This is a genomic window from Pseudomonas sp. NA-150 (assembly GCF_044336365.1).
In the GTDB taxonomy this organism is placed as follows: Bacteria; Pseudomonadota; Gammaproteobacteria; order Pseudomonadales; family Pseudomonadaceae; genus Aquipseudomonas.
In genome coordinates, this window is record NZ_CP172305.1 from 6297882 (window position 1) to 6312952 (window position 15071).

The following is a 15071-nucleotide window of genomic DNA, read 5'->3' on the forward strand; positions in this document are numbered from 1 at the left end:
CCTTCGCCAACTAATTCAGGAGCAATCTCAGGACCTGAGTCAGGCGCAAAACCTGTAGGAGCTGCCGCAGGCTGCGAACAATAGTCATCGCGAAGGTCGTTCCGACCTTATCGCAGCCTGCGGCAGCTCCTACAAAATCAGGGCCAGACTAACCATCAGGCGACACCTGTCTCCGTGCGCTGGGTCACCAATTCGATAAACGCCCTGGCCATCGGCGACTGCTGGTCCTTGCGCTGCACCAGCCAGACCGCCGTATTCGCCTCTTCATCCAGCAAGGTCCGATACACCACACCTTCGATCCGCATGCGCTGGTAAGACGCCGGCAACACGGTTACGCCCAACCCCGCCGCTACCAGCCCAATGATGGTCATCGCTTCACCTGCTTCCTGGGTAATCAGCGGACTGAATCCAGCTTGTCGCGCCAGGCTCAATAACTGCGCATACAAACCACTGCCATACGTTCTCGGGAAAAACACAAACGGTTCGGCCGCCATCGCAGATAAATGCAGGCCTTTCTCACTGCCTGCCGCCAACGGGTGGTCGGAACGGAGGATCGCCACCAACGGCTCGCGCAGCAGTTCAACCGCGACCAACGACTCCGGTAGCTCCAATGGACGCATGATCCCCACTTGTACCGATTCGTCCATCAGCGACTCGGCAACTTCCTTGCTGCTCATTTCCTGCAATGCTAGATGCACCGCTGGAAAGGCCTGACGAAAAGCAAAGATCGCCTGAGGAATACTGGAGGTAAACGGTGCGGAAGCCGTAAAGCCGATCTTCAACTCGCCCAGTTCGCCCAACTGCGCACGGCGGGCGACGTCGGCAGCTTTGTCTACCTGAGCGAGCACCAGACGAGCTTCAGCCAGAAACAAGCGCCCCGCTTCACTCAGCTCGACCCGACGATTGGTCCGCTCGAACAAGCGCGCGCCCACCTCACGCTCCAGCGCCTGAATTTGCTGACTCAGTGGCGGTTGTGAGATGCCCAGCGCCAGCGCAGCCCTGCCGAAATGCAGTTCTTCGGCCACCGCGATGAAATAGCGCAAATGCCGCAATTCCATGAATTCACCATTAGGTCGTTTTAGATATCAAACAGGTCGAACAATATATTGGATAGAATCGTTAGGCAGCTATATTCTTTTTCACATTGCCTGACGCTCGCGTCCATCGAGGTCCATTGTGAAAACCATTGTCATGTCTCCCCCTCAGGATATTCAGTCCTCACCTGTTAACGATGCCGGGATGGCGCTGGGTGATGTGTTCATCGAAAAAGGCACGCCGATGTTTATTCGCACGGTGCTGGCGCTGTTCTCCGGCGGCTTTGCGACATTCGCCCTGCTGTACTGCGTGCAACCGATGATGCCGGTGCTGTCCCATGAGTTCTCGATCACCGCCGCACAAAGCAGCCTGATTCTTTCGGTGTCCACCGGCATGCTCGCGATCGGTCTGCTGATCACCGGGCCGATTTCAGATCGCCTCGGACGCAAACCAGTGATGGTCACTGCATTGTTTTGCGCGGCACTGTTCACCATGCTCGGCGCGATCATGCCGACCTGGGAAGGCATCCTGGTCATGCGCGCCTTGGTGGGGTTATCGCTCAGCGGCCTGGCTGCCGTGGCCATGACCTACCTCAGCGAAGAAATCCACCCACAGCACATCGGACTGGCGATGGGGCTCTACATCGGCGGCAACGCCATTGGCGGCATGAGCGGCCGGATGATCATCGGGGTGCTGGTGGATTACGTTAGCTGGCATACAGCGATGATGATCATTGGTGGTCTGGCGATGATCGCCGCTGCGCTGTTCTGGAAATTCCTGCCAGCCTCGCGCAACTTCCGCCCGCGGTCGCTGCATCCGCGCGTCCTGCTGGACGGCTTCACCCTGCAATTTCGCGATGCCGGCTTGCCGTGGTTGTTCCTCGAAGCCTTCCTGTTGATGGGCGCCTTCGTGACGCTGTTCAACTATATCGGCTACCGCTTGCTGGCCGAACCGTACAACCTCAGCCAATCAGTGGTCGGGCTGTTTTCCGTGGTGTACCTGTCCGGGATCTACAGCTCGGCGAAAATCGGCTCACTGGCCGACAAACTCGGGCGCCGCAAAGTATTGTGGTCGGTGATCGTGCTAATGCTGGCCGGCGTCGCCTTGTCGATGTTCAGTCCGCTGCCACTGGTGATCGTCGGCGTACTAATGTTCACCTTCGGCTTCTTCGGCGCCCACTCCGTCGCCAGCAGCTGGATCGGCCGGCGAGCTATCAAAGCCAAAGGCCAGGCATCGTCGCTGTACCTGTTCTGCTATTACGCAGGCTCCAGCATCGCTGGCACCGCTGGCGGATTCGCCTGGCATTACGCTGGCTGGAACGGTATCGGTGTGTTTATTGGCGGGCTGCTGCTCATTGCGCTGATGGTGGCGTTGCGTCTGTCGAAGCTGCAGCCGTTGGGGGTAAACGCCAAGGTTTAGTCGTTTACCCCACCGGCGTTATCGCGGGCAAGCCCGACGCCTACAGGGAATGCGATCAACTGTAGGCGTCGGGCTTGTCGGATTGCGCACCGCCGCGATTGGCGTCACTGGTGGTATTGCGCAGAGAGCTCGTGCACGGCTTCCATGAACGCCCCGGCGTTGGCCGGATCGACTTCCGGAGTGATGCCGTGACCCAGGTTGAATACGTGACCGCTGCCGCTGCCGTAGCTGGCGAGAATGCGTGCGACTTCAGTGCGAATGGCTTCCGGACGCGCGTAGAGCACGGTCGGGTCCATGTTGCCTTGCAGCGACACCTTGCCGCCAACACGCTGGCGCGCCTGGCCGATGTCGCAGGTCCAGTCCAGGCCCAGTGCGTCAGCGCCGCAGTCGGCAATGCTTTCCAGCCACAAACCGCCGCCTTTGGTGAACACAATGACCGGCACTTTGCGCCCGTCGTGTTCGCGGATCAGGCCATCTACGATCTTGCGCATGTAAGCCAGTGAAAACTCCTGATAAGCCGCCGACGACAGGCTGCCGCCCCAGCTATCGAAAATCTGCACGGCTTGCGCGCCAGCAAGGATCTGCCCGTTGAGGTACGACGTCACCGACTGCGCCAGCTTGTCCAGCAGCAGGTGCATGGCTTGCGGGTTGTCGTAGAGCATGGCTTTGGATTTGCGGAAATCTTTCGACGAGCCGCCTTCGACCATGTAGGTCGCCAGGGTCCACGGGCTGCCAGCGAAGCCAATCAACGGTACACGGCCGTTGAGTTCGCGGCGGATGGTACTGACGGCGTCCATCACGTAGCCCAGGTCTTTCTGCGGATCGGGAATCGGCAACGCTTCGATGTCGGCCAGGGTAGTGACGGTCTTTTTGAAGCGCGGACCTTCGCCAGTTTCGAAATACAGGCCCAGGCCCATGGCATCGGGGATGGTCAGGATGTCCGAGAACAGGATCGCTGCGTCCAGCTGCGGGAAGCGATCCAGCGGCTGCAACGTGACTTCGCAAGCGAACTCCGGGTTCATGCACAGGCTCATGAAGTCACCGGCCTTGGCGCGACTGGCGCGGTATTCCGGCAAATAGCGACCGGCCTGACGCATCATCCACACCGGGGTGACATCGACGGGTTGCTTGAGCAGGGCGCGAAGGAAACGGTCGTTCTTCAGGGCAGTCATGTCGGCATCCGGTAAAAAAGTGCGAGCATTTTCTCAGAGCCGGACGCAAAAGGCACGGCAAGAGCCGTGCCTTTTATCTATCGAGTCGATTTGTCGCACGCCCTAATCAACAGGATCAATGAGGGTCTCGCACGCTATGAACCTTCAAAACACCTTTTTTTGGTGGCTCGAACATCAGGCGCCATGCGCCTCGTCCGGTACTTCTTCCGAGTTGAGGCAGATCCAGAGAGTAAAGCCCCCCTTCGGACGGGTGAAGATTCCCTCTGCCATCCATGGTGTATCTGTTAACGGCTTTTTTGATGGCGTCCTCAAGATCCTCCTGGATTTTCTTTTGCGCCTTTTTAAACTCTCTGCCTTCGACAAAGCCTTCCGTATCCAGCCTGAATAATTCCTTCCCCCCCGAAGAGTCGCTGGAAAAGAATCATTGGAGGAAGAGTCTGGCGACCGGTCGCGACTTCTGGTGGCCTTCGCGCCCTTCGGCACCTTGTCGCGCCCCCCGCCAGCACCCGATGGCGAAAGCACCAAGCGTCCTTGCTTGTTGAAACGGACCGCTGTTCGATAGGTAGCATTCAGCATTCGAGAATCGGCCACCTGCCAACTACGCAATCCGTCGTGATATTTGATGGAGAACCACTTTCCTGCGTCATTAGCGTAAAAGCGGGTGAAGGAGCCAGGTGTGTTGTGTTCGTAGACGCCCTTATAGATCCCGTCGGTGCGCAGCTTCAACCCGTCAGGCACCTTGGTTAATGCCATACTCGGGTCCAGATAGCGCTCGGGAGTTTTGGCCTTTACTCTTTTACCCCCCGGCAAGCCGTCAGCCAGCAACAGGCCAGCCTGCACAAAATGCAAGACGGCATTGGCATCACCGGAGCTTACTTCACGTACGCCTTGTGATATGGCATACAGACTTCGAGCCGCGGCGATAGGCAACCTGACCCTGAACGGCGCGAATTCGATGACGATATCGGCCAACTTACACGCAATGTTCCAGGCGCTATTTAAATTAGCCTCAGGGGTGCTGGTGGTTTGCGCGTCGACGCCGGCGAGTACCCGTCTAACTTCATAGTCGTAGGTGGAATGGAATAAGTCGCCAAGTATCGGCGTTGCGCTAAATGACGAGCCCACTAGATGGACACCCTCATTGCGAAGGATTTCAAGCGCAGCAAGGTATTGCGGGTTTTGCGCAAGCCGGCTTGGAATCTGGTCCAGACCGCTTAATTCATGAAAGTGAATACCGTCCTTCACATGGGGCGTATAGAGAACAACACTAGAAACAGCCTCCCGCGATGCAGGACCGAAGATCAGGACCCCGTCCAACGACCTGCCGTTGATTGTCAGTTGTTGTACCTGAATATGATGACCCTCGACCAACGGCCGCCCGCCGTCATCAACGGGGTGGTCCAGCACGGCTTTCACCCATTTGTAGCCGCGATCAGCTTTATCGGGAGGCAAATGACCACTATTAAAATCATTCGCCATCTTCGCCTCAATGGCATCGAGACTCATCTGTGCGCGCATGATTTGCGCATATCGGTCGCGGCTCCACTGCCCCTGCTCGGATAACTGTAAGCGCTGCTTAAGAAACTGCGTATAGCTCTTGCCGATGTTCAGCTCTCGGACTAGTGCGTATACATAGTCCTTGCTTAAACCTGCGATCCGATCATCGTTGCTGTCGACGAAGCGAGCAGTGATCCAATAATCCAGGTCTTCGATACCGATGCTTTCCACACATAACTGGATGAGGCTACGACGAGTCGTGGTGTACTCAAACTCGCCTTCACCGGCCTGATTGCCAACGGGCGGCCCCTCCGGACTCCCTGTCCATCGACTTTCAGTGGTCTCGACAAACACCTGCGCCGGATCGAGAGATAAACCCAGGTCCACGCTCAAACGCTGCTTAAGCTGCTCGCGCGCGTATTCTCGAATTTGCTCTGGGTTTCCATATTGGCTGATATCAGGAAGACCGGTGGCCTGCGCCTCCATCAGCGCCCCCACATACTCCTGCAAGTTATCGTTCCAGATGCGCTTGTCCACCACCGAGGCACTCTTCATCCTGCCAGGCAAGTTCTGCTCTTTCACCTGCATTGGACGCTCGGGGTCGAACCAGCCACCGTTGGCATCTATCGCAATATTGCCTATCGTTGCCCGCAATCCGGCGACGTCGGTTTCGCCTTGCATTCCCAACAGTTGTCGCTCATGGGGCTGTAGTGCCGAGCTGATCGCCCGGTAAAAACTGTCAGTCCCCTGACCAAACTCGGCAATTCCGCTATTGAATGGGTCCTGGACACTGTACTCCCCGTTGCCGTTATGCCTCAGCACGACATCGGTGGCATCCTTATCCTCTGCCCCATCAAGATCCTTGGCCCCCTCGAGAATGACCAACTTACGCTTAAGGAGCGTCTCCAACAGACTCTCGGCCGATACCCGCGCCAACGCGTCGGAGTCGTCGTTGTAGGTTCTGGTGTGTAATACCCCATCGATCCCACGGTCCCTGCGCCACTCTTCCATCGCCAGCTTCAGCGCCCATGCAAACGACTCAGGTAACGTCCCTTCTTCCACAACCACACGTTGTTGCGCTTCAGACAAAGGTGAGCGCTCCAAAAGCGCGTAAAACCATTCGACAGACATTTCGGGAGCAAGCGCCTGCAACCAGTTCATCATCGAAGAACGATAAGTCGGTTGTGGTCTCCAGAAAGGTAGAAACCGATTGGCTGCGCTGATCTGAACATCGCTCTTTATCTGAGTGACATCGGCCAGAAATGCATCGAACAATCGCACCCGCTCGGACTTGGCCAAAGCGGCCATTTGCTCACGAATCGTTACGATCCTGCCGGCGGTGCTTGAACTGTCAGGAAAGTTGCCCCCTATCCCCAAAGTCGACCCAGATGGAAGTTGGCTCAGGATAAGCCGAAACAGTTGCTCTGGATTGTTGTCATCCACGCTGTCGGCTGCCACGCCGGAGTAGTCGCCATCAATGTGCTGGATTAACTCGACATAGCCCTGAACATGATTGACATCGTTACCCTTCAGATAGCTGGCTAGAATTTGGCCCTGCACATCAGCGATCTTTAGTTGGATATTCGCGGGCCAGTCCGTCAATTGAGTGAGGAGGGCAAACACCAGCTCCATGCCCTCCTCGGGGAAGAAATCTTGTTCCGGAAAGCTATCTATTAATTGCCGGACCGTCCGGTCTGCTTGCTCGCGAATCCGTTGTTCGCGTACGGAAACCGAGCTGGGGGTGAAACTGTTTACATACGGAATACCGGCGATGATTTCGGCAAAAAACATGAAGGGATCATTGGGGGTTGGTACTGTCATTTCTGTTCCTCAGAGCAGTATTAATGACAGAGATCATCGAGACACGCGTCTGACTTCCCTGTCGAACGAGCGCGCACACTAACGGTTGGAAACGACAGCAAAGCGTTACTTTTATATATCGCGCACACAAAAAAACGCCCGGACAGAGGGTCCGGGCGTTTCGATTGCGAAGGTAGGTTTCCACTTCAAGGCGCACTACTCAAGCTGCGCCCGTCAGGTTAAACGTCCGGATCAGAGGCCCAGGTAATCCAGGATCCCTTCGGCGGCATTGCGGCCTTCGAAGATCGCCGTCACCACCAGGTCAGAACCGCGAACCATGTCGCCACCGGCGAAGATTTTCGGGTTGCTGGTCTGGTGCTTGTACTGCGACTGCTCTGGAGCAATCACCCGGCCTTGGCTGTCGGTCTGGATATCGAAGTGCTCGAACCACTGCGCCGGGCTTGGACGGAAACCGAAGGCGATGACCACGGCGTCGGCCGGAATAATCTCTTCTGAACCCGGAATCGGCTCTGGGCTGCGACGGCCACGGGCATCCGGTTCGCCGAGACGCGTCTCTACCACCTTCACGCCTTCGACCTTGTCTTCGCCCACGATGGCAATCGGCTGACGGTTGTAGAGGAATTTCACCCCTTCTTCCTTGGCGTTTTTCACTTCTTTACGTGAGCCAGGCATGTTGGCTTCGTCACGACGATAAGCGCAGGTCACCGACTTGGCGCCCTGGCGAATCGAAGTACGGTTGCAGTCCATCGCGGTGTCACCACCGCCCAGCACCACAATTTTCTTGCCCTTCATGTCGACGAAATCTTCCGGCGACTTTTCGAAGCCCAGATTGCGATTGACGTTGGCGATGAGGTAGTCGAGCGCGTCGTGCACGCCCGGCAGGTCTTCACCGGCGAAACCGCCTTTCATGTAGGTGTAAGTGCCCATGCCCATGAACACGGCATCGTATTCTTCGAGCAGTTGCTCCATGGTGATGTCTTTGCCGATTTCGGTATTGAGACGGAACTCGATACCCATGCCGGTGAAGACTTCACGACGATTGCTCAACACGCTCTTTTCGAGCTTGAACTCAGGGATACCGAAGGTCAGCAGACCTCCGATTTCCGGGTTCTTGTCGAACACCACTGGCTTGACGCCACCACGCACCAGCACGTCGGCACAACCGAGGCCCGCAGGCCCGGCGCCGATGATCGCGACACGTTTGCCGGTCGGTTTGACCTTGGACATGTCCGGGCGCCAGCCCATGGCGAACGCGGTGTCAGTAATGTACTTCTCCACCGAACCGATGGTCACCGCGCCAAAACCGTCGTTCAGGGTGCAGGCACCCTCGCACAGACGATCCTGCGGGCACACCCGGCCACAGACTTCCGGCAGGGTGTTGGTCTGGTGCGACAATTCCGCCGCGGCCAGGATGTTGCCTTCCGCAACCAGCTTCAGCCAGTTCGGAATAAAATTGTGCACCGGGCACTTCCATTCGCAGTACGGGTTACCGCAGCCCAGGCAGCGGTGGGCCTGATCGGCCGACTGCTGGGGCTTGAACGGTTCGTAGATCTCGACGAACTCTTTCTTGCGCTGACGCAAGAGTTTCTTCTTCGGATCCTTGCGCCCTACCTCGATGAACTGGAAGTCGTTGCTTAGACGTTCAGCCATGTTAAAACCTCATCAAACACTTCAGGCGCATATCACTGCGGGTTGGCACGGGTGCTGGAAAGCAACGATTTCAAGCTGGCAGCCTTAGGCTTGACCAACCAGAACCGGCGCAAATAGTCATCGAGGTTTTCCGAGAGGTTACGACCCCACTCGCTGTTGGTTTCCTCGACGTATTCGACCAGTACGCGTTGCAAGTGGCTGCGATAAGCCTCCATCGTTTCACCGCTGATCCGCTGAATTTCTACCAGTTCGTGGTTAACTTTGTCCACGAAGGTGTTGTCCTGGTCCAGCACGTAGGCAAAGCCGCCGGTCATGCCGGAACCGAAGTTGTAGCCGGTCTTGCCCAGCACGGCAACGAAGCCGCCTGTCATGTATTCACAGCAGTGGTCGCCAGTGCCTTCAACGATGGCGTGGGCGCCGGAGTTACGCACCGCGAAACGCTCGCCCGCGGTACCGGCTGCGAACAACTTGCCGCCAGTGGCGCCGTACAGGCAGGTGTTACCCACGATCGCACTGTCCTGCGTCTTGAACGCGCTGCCGACCGGCGGAACAATGACCAGCTTACCGCCCGCCATGCCCTTGCCCACGTAGTCGTTGGCATCGCCTTCCAGATACATGTTCAAGCCGCCGACGTTCCACACGCCGAAGCTCTGCCCGGCCGTGCCTTTGAAGCGGAAGGTGATCGGGGCGTTACTCATGCCCTGGTTACCGTGCAGCTTGGCCACTTCGCCGGAAATCCGCGCGCCAATGGAGCGATCGCAGTTGCAGATATCGAGGGCGAAGTCAGCGCCGCTGAGGCTCTGAATCGCCGGTTTGGCCATCTCGACCATTTGCTCGGCCAGCAAACCTTTGTCGAACGGCGGGTTGCGCTCAACGCCACAGAACTGCGGTTTGTCCGCAGGAATGTAGTCGCTGCCCAACAGTGGCGTCAGGTCCAGATGCTGTTGCTTGGCGGTTTCGCCCGGCAGGATTTCCAACAGATCGGTACGACCGATCAGCTCTTCCAGACTGCGAACGCCCAGTTTGGCCAGCCACTCACGGGTTTCTTCTGCGACGAAGGTGAAGAAGTTGATCACCATGTCGACGGTGCCGATGTAGTGATCTTTGCGCAGCTTCTCGTTCTGAGTCGCCACGCCGGTGGCGCAGTTGTTCAGGTGGCAAATACGCAGGTATTTGCAGCCCAGCGCGATCATTGGCGCGGTGCCGAAGCCGAAGCTTTCGGCGCCGAGAATCGCCGCTTTGATCACGTCGAGGCCGGTTTTCAGACCGCCGTCGGTCTGCACCCGGACTTTGCCGCGCAAGTCGTTGCCGCGCAGGGTCTGGTGGGTTTCGGCCAGGCCGAGTTCCCACGGAGCGCCCGCGTATTTGATCGAAGTCAGCGGCGATGCACCGGTGCCGCCGTCGTAGCCGGAGATGGTGATCAGGTCGGCATAAGCCTTGGCCACGCCAGCGGCGATAGTACCAACGCCCGCTTCGGCTACCAGCTTGACCGACACCAGCGCTGCCGGGTTGACCTGTTTCAGGTCAAAGATCAGCTGCGACAAGTCTTCGATGGAGTAGATGTCGTGGTGCGGCGGAGGCGAAATCAGGGTCACGCCAGGCACCGCGTAACGCAGCTTGGCGATCAGGCCGTTGACCTTGCCACCGGGCAGCTGACCACCTTCGCCGGGCTTGGCACCCTGCGCGACCTTGATCTGCAGCACTTCGGCGTTGACCAGGTATTCAGCGGTCACGCCGAAACGGCCGGTCGCCACTTGCTTGATCTTCGAGCTTTTCACCGTGCCGTAACGTGCAGGGTCTTCGCCCCCCTCACCGGAGTTGGAGCGCGCGCCCAGACGGTTCATCGCCTCGGCCAAGGCTTCGTGAGCCTCGGGCGACAATGCACCCAGGGAAATACCGGCAGAGTCGAAACGCTTGAGAATTTTCTCCAGCGGCTCGATTTCGTCGATCGGCAGTGGTTGGTCGAGGGTCGTGACTTTCAACAGGTCGCGGATCATCGACGCCGGACGGGTGTCGACCAGCGAGGTGTATTCCTTGAACTTGCTGTAGTCGCCTTGCTGCACAGCCGCTTGCAAGGTGTTGACCACGTCCGGGTTGTACGCGTGGTATTCGCCACCGTAGACGAACTTCAGCAGACCGCCTTGCTGGATCGGCTTGCGCGGGCTCCAGGCTTCGACGGCGAGCATTTTCTGTTCATTTTCGAGGTCGACGAAACGCGCGCCCTTGATCCGGCTCGGCACGCCACGGAAGCTCAGGTTGACGATTTCGTCGGACAGGCCGATGGCTTCGAACAATTGCGCGCCACGGTACGAGGCCACAGTGGAAATGCCCATCTTCGACAGGATCTTCAGCAGGCCCTTGGAGATGCCTTTGCGGTAGTACTTGAACGCTTCGTCCAGGTCGGCCAGCACTTCGCCAGTGCGGATCAGGTCGGCCAGCACTTCATAAGCGAGGTACGGGTAGACCGCCGATGCGCCAAAGCCGATCAACACCGCAAAGTGGTGCGGGTCACGGGCAGTCGCGGTTTCGACCAGGATGTTGCTGTCGCAACGCAGGCCTTTTTCGGTCAGGCGGTGGTGGACTGCGCCGACCGCCATCGAGGCGTGAGCCGGCAGCTTGCCTGGGCCAATGTTGCGGTCGCTCAACACCAACTGAGTCTTGCCCGAACGCACGGCTTCTTCAGCCTGATCGGCGATGTTCAACACCGCCGCTTCAAGGCCGATGCTCTCGTCGTAGTTGAGGTCGATGAAATGGCGGTCGAAGCCTGGGCGATCCAGGGTCATCAGCGAACGCCATTTAGCCGGCGAAACCACTGGCGTGCTCAAGATCACGCGGGAAGCGTGCTCTGGCGATTCCTGGAAGATATTGCGCTCGGCACCGAGGCAGATCTCCAGCGACATGACGATGGCTTCACGCAGCGGGTCGATCGGCGGGTTGGTGACCTGCGCGAACTGCTGGCGGAAGTAATCGTAAGGCGTGCGAACACGCTGCGACAGCACGGCCATTGGCGTGTCGTCACCCATCGAGCCTACGGCTTCCTGGCCTTGCTCGGCCAACGGACGCAGCACCTGATCACGCTCTTCGAACGTCACCTGGAACATCTTCATGTATTGCTTGAGCTGGTCAGTGTCGTAGCTGGCTTCGCCTTGGTCGTCGACCAAGGATGCCTGAATGCGCAGGGCGTTCTTGCGCAGCCATTGCTTGTACGGATGACGCGACTTCAAGCGGTTGTCGATGGCATCGGTATCGAGGATCTGGCCGGTTTCGGTGTCCACGGCGAAGATCTGGCCCGGCCCGACACGGCCTTTGGCGATGACGTCTTCAGGCTTGTAGTTCCACACGCCGATTTCCGACGCAAGGGTAATGAAGCCGTTTTTGGTGGTAACCCAACGCGCCGGACGCAGACCGTTACGGTCGAGCAGGCACACTGCGTGGCGACCATCGGTCATGACCACACCCGCCGGGCCGTCCCACGGTTCCATGTGCATCGAGTTGTATTCGTAGAACGCGCGCAGCTCGGCGTCCATGGTCTCGGCGTTCTGCCACGCAGGCGGAATCAGCATCCGCACGCCACGGAACAGGTCGATACCGCCGGTCACCATCAGCTCCAGCATGTTGTCCATGCTCGAAGAGTCGGAACCGACACGGTTGACCAACGGGCCGAGCTCTTCCAGATCCGGGATCAACTCGTTGGCGAACTTGGTGCGACGGGCCTGTGCCCAGTTGCGGTTGCCGGTGATGGTGTTGATCTCGCCGTTGTGGGCGAGGAAGCGGAATGGCTGCGCCAGCGGCCACTTCGGCAAGGTGTTGGTAGAGAAACGCTGGTGGAACACGCAGATCGCGGTTTGCAGGCGTTCGTCTTTGAGGTCTGGATAGAAGGCCGTCAAATCGGCCGGCATCATCAGGCCTTTATAAATGATGGTCTTGTGCGAAAAGCTACAGATGTAGTGATCGGTATCCGCAGCGTTAGCCACCGACGAACGGCGACGCGAGCTGAACAGTTTGATCGCGAAGTCTTGATCGCTCAGACCTTCGCCGCCGACATACACCTGTTCGATCTGCGGCAGGCGCTCAAGCGCCAGACGGCCGAGAACACTGGTATCGATAGGCACTTTGCGCCAGCCGATCAGTTGCAGGCCCGCTGCGAGGATTTCGCGATTCATGTTGTCGCGCGCAGCGTCAGCCTTGGCGGTGTCCTGATTGAGGAACACCATGCCAACCGCGTATTGCTTGGGCAGATCGACACCGAAATGTTCCTTGGCCGTGGCACGCAGGAACAGATCAGGTTTTTGTATCAACAGCCCGCAGCCGTCGCCGGTCTTGCCGTCAGCGTTGATCCCACCGCGGTGGGTCATGCAGGTCAGGGCTTCAATAGCCGTCTGCAACAGGCTGTGGCTAGCCTCGCCCTGCATATGGGCGATCAGGCCAAAGCCACAGTTATCCTTGAATTCATCTGGATGGTACAGACCTGCTTTCATAGACACTTTCTCACCAGGCTGCCTCTCATCGAGGCAAATTTCTTTTCAATTCAACCGTTTACCGTCCGCGCTGAACGTACGCCAGCTTGGCGGAGGCAAAAGGGAGGTCATTGTACACACCGACACAAAGCCCCACAAATTTAGCGACGAAACGTCGCAAAACTATGTCGCATTAATGAAAGGTTTAAAGCCAGATGTTGTGCTAGTCAAAGTCTTTTTTATGAATTCGACTGGAACGCCCGGAAATACTGGTTACTTCTGTAACGCAGACACCGCAAGGCGCGCTGCTCTGGAGCAGCACGCGCAAGCGGCATTTCGGGGGTGCTGTGCTGGCGGCCTGGATAAGGCCGCCACGACTTCAGCGACTTGCGGCCAGTTCCTGTTGGATGCTGGCGACAGTACGAGGCCAAGGTTTACCAGCCTGAACCTTGGCTGGCAATACCTGGATAGCTGCGGTGGCAGCGGCATGGGTCGAAAAGTTGCCGTAAGTCACGACATACAGGGGTTTGCCCTGCAGCGTTTTCTTGAAATAACGGTACTCGCCGCCCTGCTCCTTGACGAACGTTTGAGCCGTGGCTTCGGAGCTGGTGCCAAGTATTTGCACGACATAGTTGCCCGGCGCCTGACCGGCATACCAGTTGCCGCCGGCAGCAGGCTTGGAAGCCGCTACCGCAGGTTTCTCAACCGGCTTCTCAGCAGCTTTGGGCGCTGGCTTGGCGGTCGCAACCTGAACCGGTGCAGGCACAGGCTTGGCGGCAGGAGCAGGAGCAGGTTTGGCCGCCGCAACGGGTGCACGCGTCACAGGGACAGGCGCGGCAGGTGCCGGGCCCGCTGCGACACCGGCAGGCGGCGCAGTGGTGGTTACGGTTGGCGGCTGGAAGCTGCTGGTTGGGCCGGAAGGTGCTGTTGGAGCCACATCATCGCCATCACCATCACCAGCGGCTTCCGCCAGCGGGCCACGCATCACTGGCTGCGACTTGCCAACCAACGGTAATGGCATCGGCTGCGAGTTGCCGGCGAATTCAATCGCCGGACCGCCCTGATTGTTCGATTGTTGAGCAGCTGGCTGCCCCTGACCCAGCGGCAATTGCGCCTGGGCCGTTGGTGCTGTGGCGGATGCCGGCGCGGTACCCGTATTACTACGACCTGGCATCAGCCACGCCGCCAATATCCCGACAACGACTACCGCACCTAAAGCCACTACGTGTTTCTTCGGCATTTTGAACCCCATACTTGGACGCTTCACCGCCGTGCGGCTGGCGATCATGGCTTCGATCATGGCATCGCGGGCGACCTGATTGATCGTGCCTGGCCAGCCGCCGGATTGTTCCTGAATATCGGTGATCTGATCCGCCGTGAACAATTGGATGCCTTGACCAGCACCATCCAGACGCTGAGCCAGGTATTCCCGCGTTTCTTCTTCCGTGTAGGGTTGCAACTCAATGACGTGGAAGCGCTCTTCCTCGGCGCTGAGCTGATCCAGACGCTCGATCAATGCCGATTCGCCGAACAGGAACACATGCGGACGGCCTTCCGGCGTACCCGCTGCCAACCCAAGCAATGCTTCGAGTGCGGATTCGCCGAGTTGTTCGGCATCGTCCACCAATAAATAGACTTCCTGTCCGGTCAGGGCCAATTGCACGACCTGGGACAGGATGGCGTTGATCTCCGGCTGAACGACGTTCAGCCCCTGCGCCACCTGACGCAAAACCGCATCGGCATCAGTCGCACCGCGCGCCGAAACCACGACACTCTGCACCGACTGCTTGTTGGTACTGGCGACCAGCGCCTGACGCAGCAAGGTCTTGCCGCTGCCATGCGGCCCCGCGACCACCAGCAGCAGTTCGCTGTAGCGCGCCAGGTGATGCAGTTGTCCCAGCACCGGCTTGCGTTGGGCCGGGAAGAACTTGAAGCCAGGCACCCGCGTTGCGAAGGGGTCATGACTCAACTGGTAATGGCCGAGAAAGGCCTCGTCGGCATGCAAACTAGTCATGGGATT

General features: G+C 58.4%; 7 protein-coding genes. 1 reads left to right on the forward strand and 6 read right to left on the reverse strand.

What is annotated here, in order from left to right:
• Positions 1-155: 155 nt before the first annotated feature.
• Complete coding sequence (locus tag ACF0H7_RS29345; RefSeq protein ID WP_397450292.1) at positions 156-1058, reverse strand: LysR substrate-binding domain-containing protein; 903 nt, start codon at positions 1056-1058, stop codon at positions 156-158.
• A 181-nt stretch (positions 1059-1239) separates the two neighbouring features.
• Between ACF0H7_RS29345 and ACF0H7_RS29350 the strand changes: the two genes are divergently transcribed.
• Positions 1240-2454: an MFS transporter gene (locus ACF0H7_RS29350; RefSeq protein ID WP_397454060.1), complete on the forward strand. Its 1215-nt coding sequence runs from the start codon at positions 1240-1242 to the stop codon at positions 2452-2454.
• 104 nt (positions 2455-2558) lie between these two features.
• Here ACF0H7_RS29350 and hemE read toward each other — a convergent pair whose 3' ends face one another.
• The 5 genes from hemE to ACF0H7_RS29375 form a co-directional block, all read right to left on the reverse strand.
• Positions 2559-3626, reverse strand: a complete 1068-nt coding sequence (gene hemE, locus ACF0H7_RS29355) for a uroporphyrinogen decarboxylase (protein WP_397450293.1) — start codon at positions 3624-3626, stop codon at positions 2559-2561.
• A 174-nt stretch (positions 3627-3800) separates the two neighbouring features.
• The gene (locus ACF0H7_RS29360) at positions 3801-6944 is read right to left on the reverse strand and encodes a dermonecrotic toxin domain-containing protein (RefSeq protein WP_397450294.1); all 3144 of its coding nucleotides are present in this window, start codon (positions 6942-6944) and stop codon (positions 3801-3803) included.
• A 231-nt stretch (positions 6945-7175) separates the two neighbouring features.
• The gene (locus tag ACF0H7_RS29365; protein ID WP_397450295.1) at positions 7176-8594 is read right to left on the reverse strand and encodes an FAD-dependent oxidoreductase; all 1419 of its coding nucleotides are present in this window, start codon (positions 8592-8594) and stop codon (positions 7176-7178) included.
• A 32-nt stretch (positions 8595-8626) separates the two neighbouring features.
• Complete coding sequence (gene gltB, locus ACF0H7_RS29370; protein WP_397450296.1) at positions 8627-13072, reverse strand: glutamate synthase large subunit; 4446 nt, start codon at positions 13070-13072, stop codon at positions 8627-8629.
• Positions 13073-13430: 358 nt separating this feature from the next.
• The gene (locus ACF0H7_RS29375; protein ID WP_397450297.1) at positions 13431-15065 is read right to left on the reverse strand and encodes an AAA family ATPase; all 1635 of its coding nucleotides are present in this window, start codon (positions 15063-15065) and stop codon (positions 13431-13433) included.
• Positions 15066-15071 lie beyond the last annotated feature (6 nt).

Excerpts from the sequence above, each read along its gene's own strand:
- ACF0H7_RS29350 (WP_397454060.1), top strand. The coding sequence starts at position 1,240 with ATGGCGCTGGGTGATGTGTTCATCGAAAAAGGCACGCCGATGTTTATT.
- ACF0H7_RS29375 (WP_397450297.1), bottom strand. The coding sequence starts at position 15,065 with ATGACTAGTTTGCATGCCGACGAGGCCTTTCTCGGCCATTACCAGTTG.
- ACF0H7_RS29365 (WP_397450295.1), bottom strand. The coding sequence starts at position 8,594 with ATGGCTGAACGTCTAAGCAACGACTTCCAGTTCATCGAGGTAGGGCGC.
- hemE (WP_397450293.1), bottom strand. The coding sequence starts at position 3,626 with ATGACTGCCCTGAAGAACGACCGTTTCCTTCGCGCCCTGCTCAAGCAA.
- gltB (WP_397450296.1), bottom strand. The coding sequence starts at position 13,072 with ATGAAAGCAGGTCTGTACCATCCAGATGAATTCAAGGATAACTGTGGC.
- ACF0H7_RS29345 (WP_397450292.1), bottom strand. The coding sequence starts at position 1,058 with ATGGAATTGCGGCATTTGCGCTATTTCATCGCGGTGGCCGAAGAACTG.
- ACF0H7_RS29360 (WP_397450294.1), bottom strand. The coding sequence starts at position 6,944 with ATGACAGTACCAACCCCCAATGATCCCTTCATGTTTTTTGCCGAAATC.